The following is a 22,314-nucleotide window of genomic DNA, read 5'->3' as shown; positions in this document are numbered from 1 at the left end:
CGCCAGAGACCGGTTCCGGGACCGCGCTCGGTTCCAGACCCGCATCCGGTTCCGACGCCGCGTCCGGCTCCGTGACTGCATCCGGTTCCGACGCCGCGGCCGATGTCGACGCCGCGTCCGGCACCGTCGCCGCGCTCGCGACCGCGCAGCTCGGCTTTGCCGCGACGCTCGTCGTCGAGGCGGCGCCCGCCGCCGACACGACGGCCATCACGACCACCGCGATCGCGGGGAGGACCGGCGACCCGACGCCGCCGCTCCCGCGCTCGTGGCTGCTTCCGCGACGGCGACGGCTGGAGCCGCACCGTCCGTCGCGGCCGACGGCACCGCTGCGGCCGTCGCGTCGCCTCCGGTCGACCCGCCCGCGGGGCCCGCGGCCGAGACGACCGCGGGGGCTCGGGCGGAGCGACCGCCATCGCGGCTCCGGCGCCCGACGGCGCAGCCGTCGCCCCGGAGCCGCGTGCGGCCGAGGCCGACGCGGCCTCGCCGACGACGGCGACACCCGAACGGACCCTGCGACCGGGCACCGCGCCCGCGGGCCCCGCGGCATCGGTGGAGGGCGCCGCCGTGCCGAGCGAGGGGCAGGCGTCGACCCCGGCTGCGCAGAGCGTCGCGTCCGTGCGACCTGCGGCAGCTCCGCTCGTCGCCACGGCCGCCGGGTCGGAGCAGGAGGCGCCGGAGCCAGGCGGCCCGAGCGCCGCGCTCACGGCGCCCGGCGCCCCGGCATCCGCCGGCGGCTCGGCCTCGGCAGGCACCGCCCGGGCGGTCGGTGCGTCGGCGGCCGGTACCGCGGCGGGCGGCACGAGCGGCGGTGCCACCGCGACGGTCGGCACCGCGACACCCTCCGCGGAGTTGCTTGCGACGCAGGCCGTCCCGACCGCGGCCGGCGTCGGCGGGCAGCCGTCCGTGCAGTCCCTCACCTCGACCGTCGCACCCGCTGCCGCCGGCCCGGCGGCGCCGGTGGACCCGGCTGCGTTCCGCGCGCAGCTCAAGGCGCCGGTGCTCGCCATCGCCGCGGCCGAGGGCGGCGACAGCATCGTCACCCTCACCGTGCAGCCCGAGCGGCTCGGACCGGTCACCGTGCGCGCCCTCATCGGCGCCGACGGCCAGCTGCGGGTCGAGCTCTTCGCTCCGAACGACGCCGGCCGTGAGGCGCTGCGCGCGATCGCCGCCGATCTGCGCCGCGACCTCGGAGACGCCGGTGCAGGCACCCGACTCGACGTCTCCGCCGACGACGCACCGGGTCGCGGCGCCCGCGACGGGCAGAGTCGCGAGACGTCCGGCCGCGAGGGCGCCGCGCGCGACGGCGCGGCGGCCACCCGCGACGACGACGGACACGAAGGCCCGCAGCCGCACCGCCCCGCGACCGGCACCGACCTCGGGGCGCGCACCGCGCATCCGCTCTCCACCATCGATCTGCTCGCCTGAGCCGGAGGAACGTCATGACCATCGTCACCCCCGTCGGCGCCCCGGGCGCCGCGAGTGCGGCCGCCGCCGCGCCGAACGCCGCCGGCCCCAAGCAGGCGCTCGACAGCGAGGTGTTCCTCGAGCTGCTCGTCACGCAGCTGCGCAACCAGGACCCCTCCAGCCCCATGGACACGAACGAGATGATGGCGCAGACCACGCAGCTCGCCATGATGGAGAGCCTCACCACGCTGCAGGGACTCAGCGAGGAGAGCTTCGGGCTGCAGATGCGCTCCGCCGCCGCCTCGCTCGTCGGCCAGCAGGTGAGCTACGTCGGCGCCGACGGCGCCACCGTCACCGGCCTCGCCGAGTCCATCTCCTTCGCGACCAGCCCGCCCACCGTGAACGTCGCCGGCAAGGCCGTCGCGCTCGACGCCGTCAGCGGCGTCGCCCCCTCGACCACCCCCACCACGGACGCCGCCCCGGGTGCGGCGACCGCCTGAATCCGCTCCCACCGAAAGGCGACAGCCATGCTCCGCTCGCTCTACTCCGGCATCTCCGGACTCCGCTCGCACCAGACCATGCTCGACGTGACCGGCAACAACATCGCCAACGTCAACACCGTCGGCTTCAAGAGCTCCGCCACGCAGTTCCAGGACACGCTGTCGCAGCTCACCCGCGCCGCCGGCACCCGCAGGGCGAGATCGGCGGCACCAACCCCGCGCAGGTCGGCCTGGGCGTGCAGGTCGCCGCGATCACCACCAACTTCGGCCAGGGCTCGACGCAGACCACCGGCAAGGGCACCGATCTGCTCATCTCGGGCGACGGCTTCTTCATGGTGCAGTCCGGCAACGAGACGCTCTACACCCGTGCCGGGGCCTTCGAGTTCGACTCGAACGGCCGCCTCGTCGGCCCGAACGGCGAGATGGTGCAGGGCTGGAACGCCGTCGACGGCGTGGTGCAGCGGGGCGGCCAGCTCGAGAGCATCCAGCTGCCCTACGGCGTCATCAACCCCGCCGCCGCCACGCAGAGCGCCACCGTCACCGGTGCGCTGCCCGCCGGTTCCGCCGAGGGCACCGAGCTCGTGCGCACGATCGACGTCTACGACGCGGCCGGCAACGAGCTGACCCTCACGCTGCGCATGACCGCGCAGGCGGATGGGAACTGGGCCGTCGACGCCTCGACCGGCGACCCCGCCACGGCCTACACGGGCACGCTCGCCTTCACCGGCAGCGCGCTCACCGCGGGCGGGGCCTTCACCGTCGCCGGCATCGACGTCGACCTGGGCGCCGTGACGACGTTCCCGAAGCTGTCGACGATCTCGATCGCCGAGCAGGACGGCAACGCAGCGGGCACCTTGGAGAGCTACTCGATCGCGAACGACGGCAGCATCCTGGGCATGTTCTCGAACGGCGAGCAGCAGGTGCTGGGCCAGGTCGCGGTCGCCACCTTCATCAACCCGGCCGGGCTCGAGAAGGCCGGCGGCTCAACCTACCGCGCCAGCGTCAACTCCGGCGCGGCCACCGTCGGCGCCCCCGGCACCGACGGCCGCGGAGGCCTGCAGACCGGAGCCCTCGAGATGTCCAACGTCGACCTCTCGCAGGAGTTCACCAACCTCATCGTCGCGCAGCGCGGCTTCCAGGCGAACGCCCGCATCATCACGACCAGCGACGAGGTGCTGCAAGAGCTGTCGAACCTCAAGCGCTGACCCCGCCCGCGGCGCACCCGACGCGCCGCGGCCGCACGGCGCCGTCCCGCGGGGCGGCGCCGCGCGGCGTCCCGCGCCCGCGCGGCATCCCGCGCCCGCGGCGTCCCGGGCGCGCGCGGCGATCTGGCGCGGGACTCAGCGTCGAAGCGACAACTCGGCCCCGTGTTCGGTGCCGAGATGTCGCGATGCTGCTGACTTGCGGCAACCTTCGACCTCCGGGCTTCGAGCTTCGACCTTCGAGCAGCTCTGAGCAGTCGCGCCGCCCCCGCGCCGACCCCGAGCTGCCTCCCTCCCAGGAGCCCGAGCTGCCCCCCACGAGCCCAAGCTGTCCCCACGAGCCCGAGCCGCAAGCTGCCCCGGGCCTGATCCCGCCGGAAGTCAGCGTCGAAGCGACAACTCGGCCCCGTGTTCGGTGCTGAGATGTCGCGACGCTGCTGACTCGCAGCTCGAGAAGCCCCTCCCACCCGTCCCCGCCTAACCGGCCGCCCGCCCCGGCCGACAGTACGCAGTGCCTGCTATGGATGGCGGGCGAGCTTGGAGATCAGGATGATCATGGTCACGCGCCTGAACGGCAGCCGCTTCGCGGTGAACCCGGACCTCGTCGCGCGCTTGCACGCGAGCCCGGACACGACCCTCGTGATGGTCGACGGCGTCAGCTACGTCGTCACGGAGACGCTCGACGAGGTGATCGACGAGATCGTCGCCTTCCGCGCCCGCGTCATCGCGATGGCCCGTCGCATTGAGGAGTCGGCGCCCGCCCCGCTGACCGCGGTCCGCCCCCTGCCGGAGGACGAGCGATGAGCCCCTCCACCATCATCGGCATGCTGCTGGCGCTGGGCGCCCTGTACGCGATGATCACCCTCGAGGGCGCGCACGTCGGCGCGCTCTTCCTGCCGGCGCCCATGATCCTGGTCTTCGGCGCCACCATCGCCGTCACCATCGCGAGCGGCACCGTCGGCGACGCGAAGCGCGCCCTGTTCGCCGTGCCGAAGGCGTTCGTCGGCAAGGTGAACCCGCCGGCCGCGACCATCGAGGCGATCGTCGGCTACGCCGAGCGCGCCCGCCGGGACGGTCTGCTCGCCCTCGAGCAGGAGGCGGCGGAGGTCGACGATCCGCTCATCCGCGACGCCCTGCAGAACATCGCCGACGGCACCGACGCCGAGGAGCTGCGCATCATCCTCGAGGACACGGTCGACTCGACGGTGCAGGAGCAGAAGAAGTCGGGCAAGTTCTTCATGTCGATGGCCGGCTACGCGCCCACCATCGGCATCGTCGGCACGGTGGTCTCGCTCACCCACGTGCTCGAGAACCTCGACAAGCCCGACGAGCTCGGCCACATGATCGCCGCGGCGTTCGTGGCCACCCTCTGGGGCCTGCTCAGCGCCAACTTCTTCTGGGCGCCGATCGGCAGCAAGCTCGGCCGCCTCGCCGAGCTCGAGGAGCAGCGCCTCGGCCTGGTCATCGAGGGCATGCTCGCCGTGCAGGCCGGCAGCCAGCCGCGCGTGCTGGGTGAGCGGCTGCGCGCCATGATCCCGCCGAGCTCGCAGCCCAAGCAGCAGAAGGAAGCGGCCTAGCCATGCGAGCGGATGCGGGAGCGAGCGCATGAGCCGCCGGCGCGGCCGCAAGGGCGGCGACCACGGCGACGGTCACGACGGTCCCGACGAGCGCTGGGCGGTCTCCTACTCGGACATGGTGACGGTGCTCATGTGCCTCTTCATCGTGCTCTACGCGATCTCGACGGTCGACGAGGAGAAGTACATCCAGCTCAAGAACTCGCTGGCGACCGGCTTCGGTCAGACGGAGACGAGCTTCGCCGACACCGCGACCGGCACCGTGGTGCCGGAGGACCTCGTGTCGGAGGACACCGAGGACCCGACGCCGTTCGACCTGGCACTGCAGGAGGTCGAGGACTTCACCGAGCTGCGCGAGCGCATCTCGAGCACCCTCGTGGCGCAGGGCCTCGACGACACGGTGAGCTTCGAGCTCGACGACCGCGGTCTCACGGTGCGCCTCGTCGGCACGCAGACCTTCTTCGACGCCAACAGCAACCGGCTCACCCCTGCGGCCGAGTCGGTGCTCAGCGGCATCGGACGCGAGCTCGCGGCCGCGACCTGGGAGGTCGCGGTCGAGGGCCACGCCGACTACCGGGCCTCGAGCGCTCCCTACGCCACCAACTGGGAGCTGTCGGCGGCGCGGGCCACCGAGGTCGTGCGCTACCTCGTCGAGCGCGCCGGCCTGCCGTCGAGCCGCGCCGGCGCCATCGGCTACGGCGACGCGCGGCCGATCATGGACGGCGACTCGGCGGACGCGCTCGCCGCGAACCGCCGCACCGACATCGTCGTCTTCTCGGACCAGCCGGAGGATGTGCGCGCCCTGTTCGGCGCGGCGCAGGAGTACCTGAACCAGCAGGGGAGCGGCGCCGAGCCGGCCCCCGAGCCCGTCGAGACCCACGCCGAGGAGGAGTCGCACTGACCGCACCCCCGAACGCGGGCTGCACCGGACGCTAACCCGAGCGCTCCGGCGCCCGATAGTGCCCTCATGTGACGGATGAGGAACGCGTGATCGAGGTCTACGACTTCAGTCGACCGACCACGCTCGCCCGCCACCAGTCGCGCGTGCTCGAGGTCGCCTTCGAGACCTTCGCCCGGCAGTGGGGCACCGAGCTCACCGCGAAGGTGCGCGTCATGTCGCAGGTCGGCTTCAGCCAGCTCACCGTGCAGACCTACGACGCCTTCGCCGCGTCGCTGCCGTCGATCACCGCCATGGTGCTGCTCGACCTCGAGGGGCAGTCCGCCCGCGCCGTCATCCAGTTCCCGACCGCGGCGGCGCTCGGGTGGATCTCGTCGATGCTCGGCGGCTCCGGGGTCGTGGCGCCGCCGGACCGGCGCTTCACGCCCATCGAGCAGTCCCTCATCCGCAACCTCATGGACGACGCGATCGAGGACCTCGAGTACTCCTTCGGCGCGCTCCTGACCGACAACGTGTCGATCGACTCGATCCACTACAACTCGCAGTTCGCGCAGGCCGCGGCCCCCAGCGACCTCATGCTCGTCGCCGAGTTCGAGGTGCGCGTCGGCGACAGCTCCTCGCCCGCCACGGTCGCCCTGCCGCTCGGCGCGGTGCTGCCGCGGCTCGGCAACGCCAACGCCGTCGAGCGGATCTCGGATGCGCCCGAGCGCCTGCGCGAGCACCTCGACTGGGCGCCGGTCGAGGTCGCCCTGCGCCTCGCCCCGCTCGCCGTCACGCCCCGCGCGATCCTCGATCTCGCGGTCGGCGACGTACTCTCCCTGCCCCATGCCCAGCACCGCCCGTTCGAGGTGAGCGTGCACGGCACGCCCATCGCCCGGGCCGCCGCCGGCGCCGTCGGAAGCCGACTCGCCGGAGTGATCGTCGACACCGAGGAGTCATCGTGACCGTCGCCACCGCCAGCTCGACCGCCGCCGCGGCGGAGGCGCTCGCGCAGTCCCTGCCCATCGCGGGTGTGACCGCGAGCGCCGCGCCGCGCCCCCGCGGCCTCGCCGCCCAGGCCGCGAGCGCCGTGGTCGCGTCCTTCGTCGGAGCCACGAGCGCCGACGTCGGCCTCGTGCTGAAGGACCCGCTGAGCATCGAGGGGCTCGACGGCGGCGACAGCCTGCCGCTCGAGACCATCCTGCGCCCGGCCCTGGAGGCCGCCGTCGACACGCTCGGCGCGGGCGTGCTCGGCGAGGTGCGCCGCGACGACGCGAGCGCCCTGATGGCGGATGCGCAGGCCGGCTTCTTCGAGCTGCGCACCGCCCTCGGCGTGGTCGGCTGGCTCGCCGTGCGGCTCACCGCGCACGCGGAGCCGACCCGCGAGCTGGACGCCGGACCGTCGGATGCGATGGACCGCCTGGCGCGCATCAACGACGTCGAGATGGTGCTGACCGTCGAGATCGGCCGCACCCGCATGCCGGTGCGCAGCGTGCTCGGCCTCGAGCCCGGCGCCGTCGTCGAGCTGGACCGTTCCGCGGGAGCACCCGCCGACATCCTGCTCAACGGCCGCCGCATCGCCCTCGGCGAGATCGTCGTGGTCGACCAGGACTACGCGGTGCGCGTCACCAAGATCCTCGACGTGCAGGACGGGCTGCGCTGACCGTGGACACCGTGCTCGTCGTGCTGCGCGTCGCCCTCTCGCTGGGCGTCGTCGTCGCGCTGCTCTGGTACGTGCAGCGCCGCGTCCTGCGCGGTCGCGCGGGCCGTCCCGCGAACCCGCTGCAGGTGCGCGGCCGCCAGGGCGTCGGCGCGAAGGCGCAGGTCGTCGTCGTCGACCTCGACGGTCAGCGCTTCCTGCTCGGCGTCACCGAGCAGAGCGTGAACCTGCTGCACACCAGCGAGGCGCCCGAGGAGCCGGCCGGCAACGTCGCCGACTTCTCCGAGAAGCTCGAGCGGGCGAAGCAGGAGCAGGCCGTGCTGCCCGCCCCGGGCGGCGCGCTGCACGGCTCGATCCTCGCCGCATCCACCTGGCGCCAGGCCGCCCGCGCGATCAAGCAGCTGCGATGAGGGCCGCTCCCACCGCGCGTCGGCTGCTCCTCGGCTCCGCCCTCGCGCTGCTCGGCGGCGCCCTCCTGGCGGTCCTCGCGGTCGCCGCTCCCGCATCCGCCCAAGCCAACCCGGATGCGCTGCAGCTCGGCGGCGTGAGCGTCGAGGTCAACGGCCCCAACGGCACGCCCTCGCAGGCGATCGTCACGCTGCTCGCGGTCACCCTGCTCGGCGTGGCGCCCTCGCTCATCATCATGATGACCTCGTTCACGAAGATCTTCGTGGTGCTCGCGATGACCCGCAACGCGCTCTCGCTGCCGACCGTGCCGCCCAACCAGGTGCTCGCCGGGCTGGCGCTGTTCCTGTCGCTGTTCATCATGAGCCCCGTGATCAGCGAGATCAACGAGACCGCCATCCAGCCCTACCTGGCCGGCGAGATGGACGTCACGACGACCTTCGAGACCGCCACCGGGCCGCTGCGCGAGTTCATGCTCGGCCTCACCCGGCAGGAGGACATCGCCCTCATGTCGCGGGCGGCCGGCATCGAGAACCCGGCCTCGCCGGCGGACGTCGACCTGGCCCAGCTCGTGCCGGCGTTCATGATCAGCGAGCTGCGCGCGGCCTTCATCATCGGCTTCGTCATCTTCGTGCCGTTCCTCGTCATCGACCTCGTGGTCTCGGCGGCGCTGATGTCGCTCGGCATGATGATGCTGCCGCCGGTGATGATCTCGCTGCCCTTCAAGATCCTGCTCTTCATCCTCGTCGACGGCTGGGGGCTCATCGTGACCGCGCTCGTGCAGAGCTACTCCGGGGCGGCCTGATGGACACCGCCAGCGTGCTCGACATCGCCATGCAGGCGATCCTCATGGGCGCCAAGCTCAGCGCTCCGATGCTCGTGACCGCGCTCGTGGTCGGGTTCGCCATCTCGCTGCTGCAGTCCATCACCCAGGTGCAGGAGGTCACGCTCTCCTTCGTGCCCAAGATGGTGGCCGTCTCGGCGGCGCTCGTCATCGCCGGCAACTGGATGATCACCGAGATGGTGAGCTTCACGACGCAGCTCTTCGACCGCATCCCCGGCCTGCTCGGCACCGTCTGAGGCACCGACCATGACCCTCGCGATCAACCTCGGCTGGCTGGAGGCCTTCGGCCTCGCGGCCGTGCGCATGGTCGCGTTCCTCGTCATCGCCCCGCCGTTCTCGACCGGCGCGTTCCCCATCCGGGTGAAGGGGATGCTCGCCGTCGGCCTGGCGCTGGCGGTGTCGCCGCGCGCCGCCGAGGGCTACGTGCAGGGCAGCCCCGGCGATTTCCTCGTGGCGCTCGTGCTCGAGCTGGTGGCCGGCGCGCTGCTCGGCTTCCTCGTCTTCGTCGCCTTCGCCGCGGTGCAGTCCGCGGGCAGCCTCATCGACCTGTTCGGCGGCTTCTCGCTCGCGCAGGGCTTCGACCCGCAGTCGATGGTCAACGGCGCCCAGTTCGCCCGCCTGTTCCAGATGACCGCGATCGCGCTGCTGTTCGCCTCCGGCGGCTACCTGCTCGTCGTCGGCGGCCTGGTCCGCTCCTTCGAGGCGCTGCCGGTCGGCTCGGCGCTCACCGCGGCGGTCACCGGCCCGCTGCTCATCCAGGGCACCGGGCAGATGCTGCTCGCGGCCGTGCAGATCGCCGGCCCGCTCATCGTCGTGCTCTTCCTCGCCGACGTCGGCATGGGCCTGCTCACCCGGGTCGCGCCCGCCCTCAACGCCTTCGCCCTGAGCTTCCCCCTCAAGGTGCTCCTCACCCTCGTGCTCGCGGTCACGACCTTCGTCGGCCTCCCCGCCATCGTCGAGTCGCTCACCGGCGATGCGCTCGAGCTGATGGGGGTGCTCGCTGATGTCCGATTCCTCCGAAGAGCGGACCGAGCTCGCCACCGACAAGCGGATGCGCGAGGTGCGCCGCGAGGGCAAGCTCTCCCGCAGCCAGGACCTCTCCGCCTGGATCGGCATCGGCGCGGTCGGGGCGATGCTGCCGGCGGTCGTGCAGCAGGCGGCGGACGGCGGCACCGACCAGCTGCTGAACGTGCCGCGCATCATCGCGCAGCCCGATCCGCGGGTGGCGCTCGAGATGCTCGGCGAGGGGCTCGGCACCGTGCTCGGCCTCATCGCGCCGGTGCTCGCGGTGGTGGCGATCGTCGCCGTCGCCGCGGCCTTCGTGCAGGGCGGCATCCACCTCAAGCAGTTCAAGGGCCGCTTCGACCAGTTCAACCTCGTGAACGGCGTCAAGCGCACCTTCGGCGCGCAGGCGCTCTGGGAGGGCGTCAAGGCCCTGCTCAAGACCGCCGTGGTCGGCGGGGTGCTCGCCATCGTGGTGACGGGGCTGCTGCCCACGCTCGCCGCGAGCGCCTCGCTCCCGCTCTCCGCGGTGATGGGGGTCGCCAGCGGCGGTGTCGTGGCCCTGCTGCAGGCGGGCGTCCTCGCCGGGCTCGCGCTCGCGGTCTTCGACATGCTCGTCATCGCCCGGCGCAACCGCAAGCACACCCGCATGACCAAGAAGGAGGTGCGCGACGAGTCGAAGAACAGCGAGGGCGACCCGCTGATCAAGTCGCAGCGCCGCGCCCGCCAACTCGCGATGAGCCGCAACCGCATGATCGCCTCGGTGGCGGATGCGGACGTCGTCGTCGTGAACCCGACCCACTACGCCGTCGCCCTCCGCTACGAGCCCGGCAAGAGCGCACCGCGCGTCGTCGCGAAGGGCGTCGACGAGATCGCCCGCCGGATCCGCGAGAAGGCCGAGGAGTCGGGCGTGCCGATGGTGCGCGAGGTCGCGCTCACGCGCGGCCTGCACGCCGCCTGCGACGTCGGCCAGGAGATCCCGGCCGAGCTCTACACCGCCGTAGCCCGCCTGCTCGCCTTCGTGATGGCGCTGCAGCGCCGCGGCGGCGCATCCGGCATCCAGACCATGACCCCCGTCCTCACCGGAGGAGACGCATGACCGCGCGCATGAAGTCCCTGCTCACGATGCTCGGCGTGCCCGTCGGGGTCGTCGGCATCATCCTGCTGCTCGTCGTGCCGGTGCCCGCGCCGCTGCTCGACCTGCTCATCATCGTGAACATCCTCTTCGCGCTGGTGATCCTGCTCACGACGATGTTCGCAAAGAAGCCGCTCGACTTCTCGGTGTTCCCATCGCTGCTGCTCGTGGCCACCCTGTTCCGGCTCGGCCTCAACGTCGCCTCGACGCGCCTGGTGCTGGGGGAGGGCTACGCCGGCGAGGTCATCGCCGCCTTCGGGCACGTCGCCGTCGGCGGCTCGCTCGTCATCGGCGCGGTCGTGTTCCTCATCCTCATCGTCATCCAGTTCGTCGTCGTCACGAAGGGCGCCGAGCGCGTCGCGGAGGTCGGCGCCCGCTTCACCCTCGACGCGATGCCCGGCAAGCAGATGGCCATCGACGCCGAGCTCAACGCCGGCATGATCAGCGAGCAGCAGGCCAAGGAGCGCCGTGCCGAGGTGGCTGCGGAGGCGGACTTCTACGGCGCGATGGACGGTGCGTCGAAGTTCGTCAAGGGCGACGCGATCGCCGGCATCATCATCATCATCATCAACGTCGTGGGCGGCATCGCCCTCGGCATGCTGCAGCGCGGCATGGAGATCGGTGAGGCCGTCGAGACCTACACGCTGCTGACCATCGGCGACGGGCTCGTCACGCAGATCCCCGCGCTGCTCATGGCGGTCGCGACCGGCATGATCGTCACGCGCTCCACCTCCGACCAGGAGATGAGCTCGCAGGCGTCGAAGCAGCTGTCGCAGTCGCAGATGGCGTTGATGATCGCCGGATGCGCGGCGCTGGTGATGGCGCTGATCCCCGGCATGCCGCCGATCCCGTTCATCGTCGTCGGCGTCGGCCTCATCATCGCCAGCCGGCGCATCGCGGCCGGCGAGAAGAGGGCCGAGGCGGCGAAGCGCATCGCCGAGGCGATGCCGCCGGCGCCGAGCGGGGACACGACGGAGGACCTCATCGAGCAGATGCGGGTGCACGCGCTCGAGATTCAGCTCGCCCCCGACCTCGTCGACCTCGTCAGCGGTCAGAGCGACGACCTGCTCGCCCGGGTCAAGGCGCTGCGGCGCACGGTCGCCGCGGAGCTGGGCGTGGTCGTGCCGGCCGTGCGCACCCGCGACAGCATCGAGCTGCCCCGCTCCACCTACGCCATCCGGGTCGCCGGCGTCGAGGTCGGCCGGGGCACCGCGCCCTCGGGGCGACTGCTGGCCCTCGGCGACGGGCTCGAGGACGTGCCCGGCCAGGCCACCGTCGAGCCGGTGTTCCAGCTCGCCGGCAAGTGGGTGCCCGCCGAGATGCGCCACGCCGCCGAGATGGCCGGGGCCACGGTCATCGACCGCGTCTCGGTCATCGTCACGCACCTCTCCGCGGTGATCAACCAGAACGCCGCCCGGCTGCTCAGCCGCGAGGACGTGCGGGTGCTCACCGAGGGCGTCAAGCAGGTCAACCCGTCGGCGGTCGACGAGCTCGTGCCGAACGTGCTCAGCCTCGCCGAGGTGCAGCGGGTGCTGCAGGGCCTGCTCGCGGAGCGGGTCGCCATCAACGACCTGCCGCGCATCTACGAGGCGCTGTCGCTGCGCGCCAATCAGTCCTCCGATCCGGAGGGGCTCATCGAGGCCGCCCGCACGGCGCTGGGACCGGCGCTCGTGGCCAAGCACCTCGACGACGGCGTGCTGCGCGTCGTCATGATCGATCCGGCGCTCGAGCAGTCGATGCTCGAGGGGCTGCGACCCAGCGAGCACGGCACGCAGATCGTGCTCGACCCGAGCCGCATCGAGCAGGTCATCGCGGCGCTGGCGGACACCATCCGCTCGGTCGACTCGCGCGGCATCGCGCCCGTGCTGGTCTGCGCGCCGGCGCTGCGCCCCGCCGTCCGCCGCCTGGCCGGCACCCAGGCCGACGGCGTCGCGGTGCTCTCCTACCAGGAGGCCACGAGCGCCGGCAGCCGCATCGAGACCGTGGGGGTGGTGCGTGTCTCCGAGACGATTGCGGCGTGACGCGCCCTCGCTCACCGAGCTCACCGAGCGCGTCGAGCGGGAGTTCGGACCGCGCGCGCGCATCCTCAGCGCCGAGCGGGTGACCGCCGGCGGGCTGCGGGGCCTGTTCGGCAAGGCCTACTTCGAGGCCGAGATCGAGATCCCGGACGGCCCGGCATCGCAGGCGTCCGCTCTGCGCGCCGAACCGGTCCCGGGAGCCGGCTCGGCGTCCGAGGCGGCTGCGGGCGACCGCTCCCGCGGCTCCGGCCAGGGGCTGGGGCCCGACCACGTCATCGCGGCTGCGGGCCGCCGCTCCCACGTCCCCGAAGACGCCTCGGGCATCGACGCCCTGCTCGATCGTGCGGAGCGGGCGGAGGAGCGGATGCACGGCGCCCCGGCCGGCGAACCCCTCGCCCCGCCAGCGCACGTCTCCACGGAGCGCCCCGACTTCGCGCGCCTGCTCGACGAGATCGTCGCCGTCACCGCGCCGGAGCCGCCGCAGGCCCCGGTGCCCGCGCTGCGCTCCAGCGCCGGCGACCTCGTGCTCGTCATCGGGCTCGGCGCCGTGCCGCTCGCGATCGCCCGCACCATGTCCGTCGCCGGGGAGCCCGCCTGGCCGTCTCCGGTGCCCTGGAGGAGCCCGGGCTGCCGCGCGTCGACGACCGCCGCTCGGGCAACGCCTTCCGCGCCGACGGCGTGCAGCACGGCAGGGCCGGCATCGTCGCGGCCGGGCTGCCCGCTTCCTCCCCGTCGACCCCGCCCGCCTGGAGGGTCTTCGCGCGGTGCCGGCCGACCAGGTCTGGGTCGTGGTGGACCCGGGCCGCAAGCCGGAGGACACGGCCCGCTGGGTCGGCGCCGTCGCCGCGGCGCTCCCCGTCGACGCCCTCGCGCTCGTCGGCCTCACCGGCACCGCCAGCCCCGCCACGGTCAACGAGCTGCGCATCCCCGTCGGCTGGATCGAGACCGCCCCCGCGACGGCCCCGACCCTCTGAACCCACCGCCCTCTGAACCCGCCGCGCGGCAGCGGTGCGACTCGTCGCGGCGCCGGGCGAGGCCGGGCCGCCACGACTCGCACCGATCGCCGTGAGCGGCCCGCGCCTCCCATCCGCGACGGGTCGGGTGCGTGGGCGGTCCGGGCTGCGCGCCACGCCGACCAGCCGAGCGGATGCGCCCTGTCGAGCACGGTCAGCCGCAGGCGATCGCATCGGACCCGTCGCGCACCGCGCTCATCCCTCGTCCGCCGAGAAACACCCGCCCGCCTCGGAGCGCTCGGCGCGCGAGCCGATACGCTGGGCGGATGCTGGTGCTGACGCGCAAGCCCGGGGAGCGGGTGCTGATCGGCGACGACATCGTCGTCACGATCATCGAGTCGCGCGGTGACGGCGTGCGCATCGGCATCGATGCGCCCCGCGGCGTCCGCATCCACCGCGAGGAGGTGCTCAGGGCCGTCACCGAGGCGAACCAGGCCGCGAGCCGACCTCGCGAGGACGCCGGCGACGCCGAGGCCCGCCTGCGCGCCGCCCTCGGCCTGCCGGCACCCGACGCGGCACCCCGCTCCGACTCCTGACCCGGCTCCCCGCCGCACCGCGCCCGGCGCCCGAGGGACACCGCCGCACGATCCCGCCGGCGTCCGCGACCCAGTGCCCGCAGGCCGTCCGCGCCCCAGGGCTCGCCGAGCGCGCATCCGCACGGCCATACTGAGCGGATGAGCGCCCGGACTCCGCGACACGTCGTCGTCGCCGTCAACCCCGCTGCCTCGTTCGGAGCCCGCCGCTCGACGGGCGACCAGGTCGTGCGCGCGCTCGAGTCCGCCGGCCACCGCGTCACACGGGTGCTCGAGTCGAGCATGGCGCGGCTCGAGGCGCGCTGCCGCGAGCTGCTGGTCCAGGAGCCGCTCGACGCCTTCGTCGTGGTCGGCGGCGACGGCATGGTGCATCTCGCCTCCGGCCTGCTCGCCGGCACCGGCGTGCCGCTGGGCCTCGTGCCGAGCGGCACGGGCAACGACTTCGCGCGCGGCCTCGGCATCCCGCTCGGCGACCCGCAGCGCGCCGTCGCGGTGCTGCTGGAGGCGTTCGAGCATCCGGCCCGCACCATCGACGCCGGCCTCATCCGCGCGGAGGACGGCTCCACGGAGCGCCGCTTCGCCGGCGTGCTCTCCGCGGGCTTCGACTCGATCGTCAACGAGCGGGCGAACGCCCTGCGCTGGCCGCGGGGTCGACAGCGCTACAACGTCGCGATCCTGCTCGAGCTGCTGCGTCTGCGCCCGCGCCGCTACGACCTCGTCGTCGATGGGCAGCGGCGCTCGGTCGAGGCGCTGCTCGTGTCGGTGGCGAACAACACCTCGCTCGGCGGCGGCATGCTCATCACGCCGAAGGCGCTGCTCGACGACGGCCTGCTCGACCTGTTCATCGTGGCGCCGATGGGGCGGTTGTCGTTCCTGCGCATCTTCCCGCGGGTCTTCGCCGGCACGCACGTGGGCGACCCGCGCGTCAGCATCGAGCGCGTGCACCGGGTGCGGATGGATGCGGATGCGGTGGGCTACGCCGACGGCGAGCGCGTCGGCCCGTTGCCCCTCGACGTGCGCGTCGAGCCGGGCGCGCTGCGCGTGCTCGCGCCGCCCGCGCCCGAGCCCGCCCGGCGCTGAGCGCCCGTGCCCGAGCCTGCCCGGGGCTGAGCGCCCGTGCCCGAGCCCGCCCGGCGCTGAGCGCCCGTGCCGGGGGCGGGACTCCGGTGCGCGCGCGGGCCGGGTGCGGAGGAAGGGCGCGACACGCCCGGGGAGCAAGCCTCGATTTGGCCGCTCCTTCGGCCCCGTGTCATACTCATTGAGTTGTCGCGAGACGGAAAGCCTCGCAAGACCGGCCCCATCGTATAGCGGCCTAGTACGCCGCCCTCTCACGGCGGTAACGCGGGTTCGAATCCCGCTGGGGTCACCGACAACACGAACGCCCCCGGAGTGCTGCTCCGGGGGCGTTCGTCGTTCCCGGCCCGCCGACCGCCCGTTCAGCCGCGTCCGCCCATGTGCGATTCGGAGGAGGAACCGCGCCGTCGAGCTGCGGCGCAGGCCGCAGTCCCCGACTTCCCGCACCTCAGCCCCCGAGCGGATGAGCTCCGACGCCGGATCTCCTCCGAATCGAACACGCGCCTCAGAAGCGGGTTGCGCGCGGGCGCCGACCATGCGCGCCGCGCACGCGGCACCCCGATCACGGCTCCCGGTCGAACAGCTCCCACAGCGCCAGCAGGCCCGCGTCGAGCGCATCGGCCGCGCGGCGCTCCTCCTGCGCGTGCGCCCGCCCGAGCGAGAAGAGCCCGGCCGGCTCGAGCCGCTGCGCCAGCGGCACGGCCTCGACGATCGCCGCCGCCGCCGCCACGGCGTCGAGATGCTCGCCGAGCGCGTCCTGCACGGCCTCGGCCCGGCGCGCCAGGCCGGTGCCGCCGAATCCCGGCAGCGCCCTGGCCGCCTCGATCACGTAGCGCAGCCGCTTGGCGGCCTTGCGCGCATCGTGCAGCGCCTCGCCCGAGCTCGCGGGCCCGGGGGCCTCGTCGAAGCGGATCGCGGCCCGGCGCACGCGGCGGTGCTCGCGCCGCATCCGCTCGCGCAGCGCCTTCGAGGCCCGCGGATGCCGCACGCCCTCGAGCGGGGTCAGCGCCTCGAGCGCGTCGAGCAGGGCAAAGTACTCCTCGCCGTCGAGCGCGGCCACCGCCGCCTCGCGGGCCGTCTCCTCGTGGTCGGCGGCGAGCCGCAGCAGGTGCTCGACCGCCGGCCCCTCGGGCTCGTCGGCGACCGCAGCGGTCAACCGCTCGCGGCGCACCTCCGCGTCGCGCGCCGCGCTGAGGGACCGTCCGAGCTCGCGCAGGCCGTTCTGCAGAGCGTCGACCGCCTGGGCTTCGTAGGCGGGCTCCACCGCGCCGAGCACCGAGCGCAGGCGCCGCGCGGTCGTGCGCAGCTGGTGCACGGCATCCTCCTGGCCGCGGCGCACCGACTCGTCGAGCGCGACCAGCCGCGACACGAGTGCGCCGACCGCGTCCGTCGCGAAGCGGTCGAGGCCAGCCTTCGGCTTCAGCGCAGCGGATGCGCCCTCCCGGGCGGCGGGCACGGCCGCTCCCAGCGCGCGCGCCACCTTGGCCACCGACCCCGAGACCGCGGCACCGACCGCGAGCAGCCGCTGCTCGACGGCGTCGAGCAGCGCGTCGTCGTCGGAGCCGGGGGCGAGCTCCACCTCCCACTCGCGCCACGAGCTCGGCTCGCCGCGGCGCGGGGTCGCCGTCACGTGGTCGTCGACGACCTCGGCCAGCGCGCGTCCGTCGGCGTCGCGCAGGATCAGCGCACGCCGCTGCACGGCCAGCGTCGCGATCGCCTCGACGGGCCGTCCTCGCACGAGACCGCGCAGCGGGTCGAGCAGCTCGGCGGGCGGGGCGCCCAGCTCGGCGTCCGCTGCGGCCGCGGCGTCGTCGAGGGGCAGGCGGTGCTCCACCCGGCCTCGGCCGTCGCCGCTCGTCTTGACGTGCCATCCGGCGTCCGGCCCCCCGGTGCGGCGCCGCAGGACCACCCCGCGGCGGGCGAGGGCGAGGTCGGCGGTGTCCAGGTAGACGGTCACCAGCTCGCGCACGCCCTCGTCCTCCACGGCGGCCACCGCCGCGGTGGCTCCGACGAGGTCCGGCAGGGCCGCACCGTCCTCCACGTCGTACTTCCGCTCGATCTCGATCCCGGTGCTGGCGCTCATCGCTCCTGTCTACCGCCCGCGGCCGGGGAGCGGTGCACCCTCGCCGGGAACGGGGTCCGCGCGCGCGGCGCGCCATGGGCACCCCTGCCCCTTCCCGACGAGCGGACGACCGCTAGCATTGACGCGCGCCGGGTGATGCCCGGCTCCCGCGCCGCCGCAACCGCTCGGCGGCGCGACGCCGTCGGGTCGAGGGGTGCCATTGGTCGCTGTACCGGAGGTGTCGTTCGCGCTGCCGAACGGCTCCGTGACGTTCTCGCTGAGCGCCGCCACCGATCTGGGTTCGGTGCGCCGGGTGAACGAGGACAGCCACTTCGTGCTGCCGCCGGTGGTGCTGGTCGCCGACGGCATGGGCGGTCACGCGTTCGGGGACCGCGCCAGCCGGGCCGTCGTCGAGGTCTTCCAGGAGCGCATCGCTGCCGACGGGCCCTCCGACCCCGACACCGTGCTCGCCGCGATCCGCGAGGCGAACGAGCGGATCCACGCCATCCGCGGTCCCGGCGGCGAGCAGGCGCTCGCCGGCACGACCCTCGCAGGTCTCGCCTTCGTCGCCATGGGCGAGCCGACCAGGCACCTCTGGATGGCCTTCAACATCGGCGATTCGCGCGTCTACTCGTGGTCCGACACGGGCCTGCACCAGGTCACCGTCGACCACTCGGCCGTGCAGGAGCTGTTCGAGATCGGCGCGATCAGCCGCGCCCAGATGGCCGACCATCCCGAGCGCAACATCATCACCCGTGCGCTGGGCGTCGACGCCGAGGTCGATGCCGACGTCTGGCTGCTGCCGGCCGGCGGCGTGCAGAGCTTCCTGATCTGCTCCGACGGGCTCACGAAGGAGCTCGACGACCACCTCATCGCCAGGGCGATCCTCGAGTTCGAGCGCGATCGACCGGGCGACGGCCTCGACGGCCTCGCCGAGCTGCTGGTGGCCGCGGCGGTCGAGGCCGGCGGATCGGACAACGTGACGGTCGTCGCCGTGCGCTCGCACCTGCACGGAACGGGCGACGACGAGGACCGCTCCATGGACACGGCGGAGGTGCTCGAGCACCTCGAGCAGACGCAGCCCAGGGACGAAGCGAGGGGATGAGATGACCACGACGCACTACCGGCTCACCGACGGGGGCGGCTGGTTCGCCCTCGTGCACGATGGCCGCGCCCTGCTCGTCGAGGCGACGGCCGAACGGGCGCTCGAGCTCTGGCCCGCGCTCGTCGAGGGCGCCGACGCGCTGCTCGACCGGCTCACCGCGACCGGGCTCTCCTCGGCGCCCACCTTCGCCTTCGCCGAGGCGGATGCGCGGGGCGGCCTGCGCACGATCCTCCGCGGCCCGGTCGCCGCGACGATCTCGTCCGCGAGCGGCGCCACCGAGCGCTCCGGCTCCGGCGTCGCCACCTGGCGGGAGGATGCGGATGCGTCCGCCACCGCCGTCCGCCTCCGTCACGACGGTGCACCGATGGGCGGGGCCCCGCTGCCGGTCGTGTCCGGCGTCGTCGCCGCGTCCGAGCTCGACGTGGACCTCGAGCGCACCGAGGTCGCAGCACCATCCGTCGGCGCCGCGTCCTCCATACCCCCTTCTCGGCTGCCGACCCGGTGCCGGCTGCCGCTCCGGTGCCGGCTGCCCACCCGGCGCCCGCTGTCGCCCCGCTGCCCGCTGCCGCTCCGGCGCCCGCAGCCGCCCCGGCGCCCGCCGCCTCCGAGTCCGCCGCCACGCCGATCGAGCCCGACGAGGCGGCCGCCGTACCGGATCGACCCGCCGAGCCCGAGACCGACGAGATCGACGAGGACGACGAGATCGACGAGCGCACCACGGTCCTGCCGCGGCGCCGCCCCGCAGCGCAGTCCGAGGCCGTCCACGAGCTCACCGTGGTGCCCGAGCAGACCATCCTGCCCCCGGCCGACGTGCGGCCCGAGGCGGCGCCCGCGGAGCGGGCCGCCGAGGGCGGGGACGACGACGACTCCCTCTTCGGCTCGACCGTCGTGCGCACCGTGGCTGACGCCGCGGTGCGCGAGGACGAGCCCGAGGACTCGGAGCCGGCGCCGCAGCCGGGTGCCGAGCCGACCCCGGTCACGCGGGCCCTCGACGTGCCCGCCGAGGGCGACCACGACGGGCACACGGTCATGGCGGCCGATCTCGCCGAGCTGCGCGCCCGTCGCCGCGAGCACGGGGCCGCGGTGCCCCCTCCCGCGCCCGCGCCAGCGCTGCACCTGCTGCGGCACGACGGTGTCGTCGAGTCGCTCGATCAGCCGGTGCTCGTCGGGCGCGCGCCGAGCGTCAGCCAGGTCTCCGCTGGACGGATGCCGCGCCTCGTGACGGTCAGCTCGCTCGGCCAGGACATCTCGCGCAATCACGCGCAGTTCACGGTAGAGGGCGGCACGGTCGTCGTCACCGACCTGCATTCCCGCAACGGAACCTTCATCGTGCTGCCCGGGAAGAGCCCGCAGAAGCTGCGCCAGGGCGAGCCCACCGCGGTGATCGTCGGCACCGTCGTCGACCTCGGGGGAGGGGTGACCTTCACCGTGAGCGAGGACTGATGCGCCGCGCGCCCTCCACACCGCCCGACATCCCGGGCTTCGAGTTCGTCCGCCTGCTCGGCTCGGGCGGCTTCGCCGACGTCTTCCTCTACGAGCAGCAGCTCCCGCGCCGCCAGGTCGCGGTGAAGGTGCTCCTGACCGAGGAGCTCACCGAGGCCAACCGCGCCGCCTTCGTGGCGGAGGCGAACCTCATGGCGCAGCTCAGCGCGCATCCGTACATCGTCTCGATCTACCACGCCGACGTCGCGCCCGACGGGCGGCCCTACCTCATCATGGAGTACTGCTCGGGCCCGAACCTCGGCGAGCAGTACAAGCAGCGCCCGTTCGCGGTGGTCGATGCGCTGCGCGTGGCCATCCGCGTCTCCAGCGCCGTCGCGACCGCGCACCAGGCGGGCATCCTGCACCGCGACATCAAGCCGGCGAACGTGCTCACGAACAGCTTCGGCTGGCCGGCGCTCACCGACTTCGGCATCGCCTCGCAGCTCGAGGAGCTGCCCGTGCACACGACGACCGCCGGCGCGGGCGACCTCGAGGCCACGGGCACCGGCGGCAATCAGTCGGTGGGCATGTCGATCCCGTGGTCGCCGGCCGAGATGTTCGAGGACGACCCGCGGCCGGATGTGCGCAGCGACGTCTTCTCGCTCGCCGCGACGGTGCACACGCTGCTCGCCGGGCGGACCCCGTTCGAGCTCCGCGGCCGTTCGAACGGCACGCTCGACCTGGTGGGCCGCATCGAGCGCGGGCAGATCACCCCGTTCGAGCGCACCGACCTGCCCCGCTCGCTCGTCGCGGTGCTGCAGAAGGCCATGTCGGTCGACCCGGCGCAGCGTTTCGACTCGGCCGTGGACTTCGCCCGGGCGCTGCAGCGCATCGAGCTCGAGCTCGGGTACGCGCCGACGGCCATCGACGTTCCCAACCTGTTCGTGCCCGAGCCGGAGCGCGGCCCTGCCGGTGGCGACGACGAGACGCGCGTGCGCTCCGTCGCCACCGTCGAGGCGCAACCGCAGCCGGCGGCCCCGCCCGCACCCCCGTCGCCGGCCGAGCAGCCGACGACCGTGCGCGGCGTGCAGCAGGTGGCGCAACCTGCGCCGGTCGACGAGAGCACCATCATCCGCTCGGCCGCCTCCGACCAGCGGCGCGGCGCCGAGGAGCCGGAGCGGGTCGTGCAGCCGCAGCGCTCCCGGCGCGGCCTGATCGCGAGCATCGTCGCCGGCGCGGCGGTGCTGGTGATCGGCGGCGCCGTCGCCGCCGGGGTGGTCCTCACCGGCGGTCAGCCCAACCCCGAGCCGAGCAGCTCCGCGCCCGTCGACCCGGAGGAGCAGAGCGCCGTCGGACCGCTGACCCCCACCCCTGAGCTGGTCGCCAGCGCCTTCGCCGCCGGCGATCCCAGCGCGTCCTTCGAGGTCGCGAACCCCGAGTTCGAGGACGGCGACCGCTTCCGCTGGCAGCGCGTCGACGTGCCCGAGTCCATCGCGGGCGGCGCCCGCCTCATCGACGGGTCCACGGAGGCGGCCTCCTTCACCGTGGAGGGCACGGAGGGGGCGTCCTCGGTCTGCGTGAAGGTCTGGATCATCCGCGACGGCGCCGCCAGCGCGAACCCCCTGGAGGTCTGCGCACCATGAGCCGGCTCGAGCTCGAGTTCGTCGGCGAGTGGTACCCGATCGAGGAGGGCACGGAGTTCTTCATCGGGCGCGAGGCCGATCTCGTCGTGGACGACAACCCGTACCTGCACCGTCGGTTCCTCTGCATCCACAGCGAGGCCGGGCTCTGGTGGCTCAGCAACGTCGGCAACCTCCTCTCCGCCACCGTCACCGATGCGACCGGTCAGGTGCAGGCGTGGCTGGCGCCCGGAGCGCGGCTGCCCATCGTCTTCGAGCGCATGCACATCATGTTCAGCGCGGGGTCGACCACCTACGACCTGACCGTGCACGCGGAGAGCGACGTGTTCACGACGTCGCAGCTGCGCGTCGACGAGGTGGGGCAGACGACGATCATGCCGGTCACGCTCACGACGACGCAGCGGATGCTCATCCTCGCCCTCGCCGAGCGGGTGCTGCAGCAGGACGTGCCGGGCCGGGGTGAGATCCCCACCTCCGCGCAGGCCGCCGAGCGCCTCGGCTGGAGCATGACCACGTTCAACCGCAAGCTCGACAACGTCTGCGACAAGCTCGACAAGATCGGCGTCGCGGGGCTGCGCGGCGGCAAGGGCAGACTGGCGACGAACCGACGCGCGCGCCTCGTCGAGTACGCCGTCGGCACGCGGCTCGTGAGCGCCGACGATCTGCCCCTGCTCGACCGAGCCGCGGATGCCGGCGCGTCGGACTGACCCGCGCCGGGCCGATTGACTGAGGACCAGCCGAGACCCGGCTGTCCACCGCCTCGCCGTCCGGTCGACTGGACCCGGGAAGCCATGGGGACCGCTGCCCATGGAGTATGGTCCGGCCCCGCTGTTATGGTGGCTTC

The 22,314-nt window shown here is 73.7% G+C and carries 21 protein-coding genes, 1 tRNA gene and 2 pseudogenes; 22 read left to right on the top strand and 2 right to left on the bottom strand.

What is annotated here, in order from left to right; genetic code table 11:
* Nucleotides 1–615 precede the first annotated feature (615 nt).
* The 18 genes and pseudogenes from QQK26_RS05325 to QQK26_RS05240 all read left to right on the top strand — a co-directional run bounded on the left by QQK26_RS05325 (nt 616) and on the right by QQK26_RS05240 (nt 15,533).
* A complete protein-coding gene (locus QQK26_RS05325; RefSeq protein ID WP_284230763.1) occupies nt 616–1,425 on the top strand; it encodes a flagellar hook-length control protein FliK in 810 nt (269 codons plus the stop codon).
* 14 nt (nt 1,426–1,439) lie between these two features.
* Nucleotides 1,440–1,904: a flagellar hook assembly protein FlgD gene (locus tag QQK26_RS05320; RefSeq protein WP_284230761.1), complete on the top strand. Its 465-nt coding sequence runs from the start codon at nt 1,440–1,442 to the stop codon at nt 1,902–1,904.
* A 27-nt stretch (nt 1,905–1,931) separates the two neighbouring features.
* A pseudogene (locus tag QQK26_RS05315) lies at nt 1,932–3,109 on the top strand (flagellar hook protein FlgE).
* 552 nt (nt 3,110–3,661) lie between these two features.
* Nucleotides 3,662–3,910: a flagellar FlbD family protein gene (locus QQK26_RS05310; RefSeq protein WP_348519988.1), complete on the top strand. Its 249-nt coding sequence runs from the start codon at nt 3,662–3,664 to the stop codon at nt 3,908–3,910.
* Nucleotides 3,907–4,683, top strand: coding sequence for a motility protein A (locus QQK26_RS05305; protein WP_284230757.1), 777 nt, complete (start codon nt 3,907–3,909; stop codon nt 4,681–4,683). Before QQK26_RS05310 ends, QQK26_RS05305 begins: the two co-directional genes overlap by 4 nt.
* 28 nt (nt 4,684–4,711) lie before the next feature.
* Nucleotides 4,712–5,581 carry an OmpA/MotB family protein gene (locus QQK26_RS05300; RefSeq protein ID WP_284230755.1) on the top strand — a complete coding sequence of 290 codons (870 nt, stop codon included), beginning with the start codon at nt 4,712–4,714 and terminating at the stop codon, nt 5,579–5,581.
* Between the two features lie 68 nt (nt 5,582–5,649).
* On the top strand, nt 5,650–6,522 hold the full coding sequence (locus QQK26_RS05295; RefSeq protein WP_284230754.1) for a flagellar motor switch protein FliM: 873 nt from the start codon (nt 5,650–5,652) through the stop codon (nt 6,520–6,522).
* On the top strand, nt 6,519–7,220 hold the full coding sequence (fliN, locus tag QQK26_RS05290; RefSeq protein WP_284230752.1) for a flagellar motor switch protein FliN: 702 nt from the start codon (nt 6,519–6,521) through the stop codon (nt 7,218–7,220). Before QQK26_RS05295 ends, fliN begins: the two co-directional genes overlap by 4 nt.
* A 2-nt stretch (nt 7,221–7,222) precedes the next feature.
* Nucleotides 7,223–7,627, top strand: coding sequence for a FliO/MopB family protein (locus tag QQK26_RS05285; protein WP_284230750.1), 405 nt, complete (start codon nt 7,223–7,225; stop codon nt 7,625–7,627).
* Entirely contained in the window at nt 7,624–8,427 is an 804-nt protein-coding gene (gene fliP, locus QQK26_RS05280; protein WP_284230749.1) for a flagellar type III secretion system pore protein FliP, read from the top strand. Before QQK26_RS05285 ends, fliP begins: the two co-directional genes overlap by 4 nt.
* Entirely contained in the window at nt 8,427–8,702 is a 276-nt protein-coding gene (gene fliQ / locus QQK26_RS05275; RefSeq protein WP_284230747.1) for a flagellar biosynthesis protein FliQ, read from the top strand. Before fliP ends, fliQ begins: the two co-directional genes overlap by 1 nt.
* Nucleotides 8,703–8,712: 10 nt before the next feature.
* Nucleotides 8,713–9,375 (top strand): annotated as a pseudogene (locus tag QQK26_RS05270) (flagellar biosynthetic protein FliR); the annotation flags it as partial.
* Between the two features lie 94 nt (nt 9,376–9,469).
* The gene (locus QQK26_RS05265) at nt 9,470–10,567 is read left to right on the top strand and encodes an EscU/YscU/HrcU family type III secretion system export apparatus switch protein (RefSeq protein WP_284230744.1); all 1,098 of its coding nucleotides are present in this window, start codon (nt 9,470–9,472) and stop codon (nt 10,565–10,567) included.
* Nucleotides 10,564–12,624 (top strand): flagellar biosynthesis protein FlhA, encoded by a 2,061-nt coding sequence (locus QQK26_RS05260; RefSeq protein ID WP_284234455.1) that lies wholly within the window; start codon nt 10,564–10,566, stop codon nt 12,622–12,624. The genes QQK26_RS05265 and QQK26_RS05260 overlap by 4 nt, the downstream gene beginning before the upstream one ends.
* Nucleotides 12,625–13,385: 761 nt before the next feature.
* Complete coding sequence (locus QQK26_RS05255; RefSeq protein WP_284230742.1) at nt 13,386–13,595, top strand: hypothetical protein; 210 nt, start codon at nt 13,386–13,388, stop codon at nt 13,593–13,595.
* 305 nt (nt 13,596–13,900) lie between these two features.
* Nucleotides 13,901–14,170 (top strand): carbon storage regulator CsrA, encoded by a 270-nt coding sequence (csrA, locus tag QQK26_RS05250; protein ID WP_284230740.1) that lies wholly within the window; start codon nt 13,901–13,903, stop codon nt 14,168–14,170.
* 138 nt (nt 14,171–14,308) lie between these two features.
* On the top strand, nt 14,309–15,247 hold the full coding sequence (locus QQK26_RS05245) for a diacylglycerol/lipid kinase family protein (protein WP_284230738.1): 939 nt from the start codon (nt 14,309–14,311) through the stop codon (nt 15,245–15,247).
* Between the two features lie 213 nt (nt 15,248–15,460).
* Nucleotides 15,461–15,533, top strand: a tRNA-Glu gene (locus QQK26_RS05240).
* Between the two features lie 270 nt (nt 15,534–15,803).
* On the opposite strand, the gene QQK26_RS05235 is transcribed toward QQK26_RS05240, so the two are convergent.
* A complete protein-coding gene (locus tag QQK26_RS05235) occupies nt 15,804–17,324 on the bottom strand; it encodes a CYTH and CHAD domain-containing protein (RefSeq protein WP_284230736.1) in 1,521 nt (506 codons plus the stop codon).
* Between the two features lie 193 nt (nt 17,325–17,517).
* Between QQK26_RS05235 and QQK26_RS05230 the strand changes: the two genes are divergently transcribed.
* Nucleotides 17,518–18,408, top strand: coding sequence for a PP2C family protein-serine/threonine phosphatase (locus tag QQK26_RS05230; RefSeq protein ID WP_284230734.1), 891 nt, complete (start codon nt 17,518–17,520; stop codon nt 18,406–18,408).
* Nucleotides 18,409–18,423: 15 nt separating this feature from the next.
* Here the strand turns inward: QQK26_RS05230 and QQK26_RS05225 are convergent, their stop codons facing one another.
* Nucleotides 18,424–18,741 (bottom strand): hypothetical protein, encoded by a 318-nt coding sequence (locus QQK26_RS05225; RefSeq protein WP_284230732.1) that lies wholly within the window; start codon nt 18,739–18,741, stop codon nt 18,424–18,426.
* A gap of 168 nt (nt 18,742–18,909) precedes the next feature.
* Here QQK26_RS05225 and QQK26_RS05220 point away from each other — a divergent pair, with 168 nt between their 5' ends.
* From QQK26_RS05220 to QQK26_RS05210, 3 genes are read left to right on the top strand one after another with little or no spacing between them, the layout of a single operon-like run.
* Complete coding sequence (locus QQK26_RS05220) at nt 18,910–19,851, top strand: FHA domain-containing protein (RefSeq protein ID WP_284230730.1); 942 nt, start codon at nt 18,910–18,912, stop codon at nt 19,849–19,851.
* Nucleotides 19,851–21,473 (top strand): serine/threonine-protein kinase, encoded by a 1,623-nt coding sequence (locus QQK26_RS05215; protein ID WP_284230728.1) that lies wholly within the window; start codon nt 19,851–19,853, stop codon nt 21,471–21,473. The genes QQK26_RS05220 and QQK26_RS05215 overlap by 1 nt, the downstream gene beginning before the upstream one ends.
* Nucleotides 21,470–22,177, top strand: coding sequence for a hypothetical protein (locus QQK26_RS05210; RefSeq protein ID WP_284230722.1), 708 nt, complete (start codon nt 21,470–21,472; stop codon nt 22,175–22,177). The genes QQK26_RS05215 and QQK26_RS05210 overlap by 4 nt, the downstream gene beginning before the upstream one ends.
* The last annotated feature ends 137 nt before the right edge of the window (nt 22,178–22,314 follow it).

The sequence above is a fragment of the Arenivirga flava genome, from assembly GCF_030161575.1.
GTDB lineage: Bacteria > Actinomycetota > Actinomycetes > Actinomycetales > Microbacteriaceae > Arenivirga > Arenivirga flava.
The sequence above is the reverse complement of the archived record's forward strand: the minus strand, read 5'-3'. Positions and strand labels throughout refer to the sequence as shown.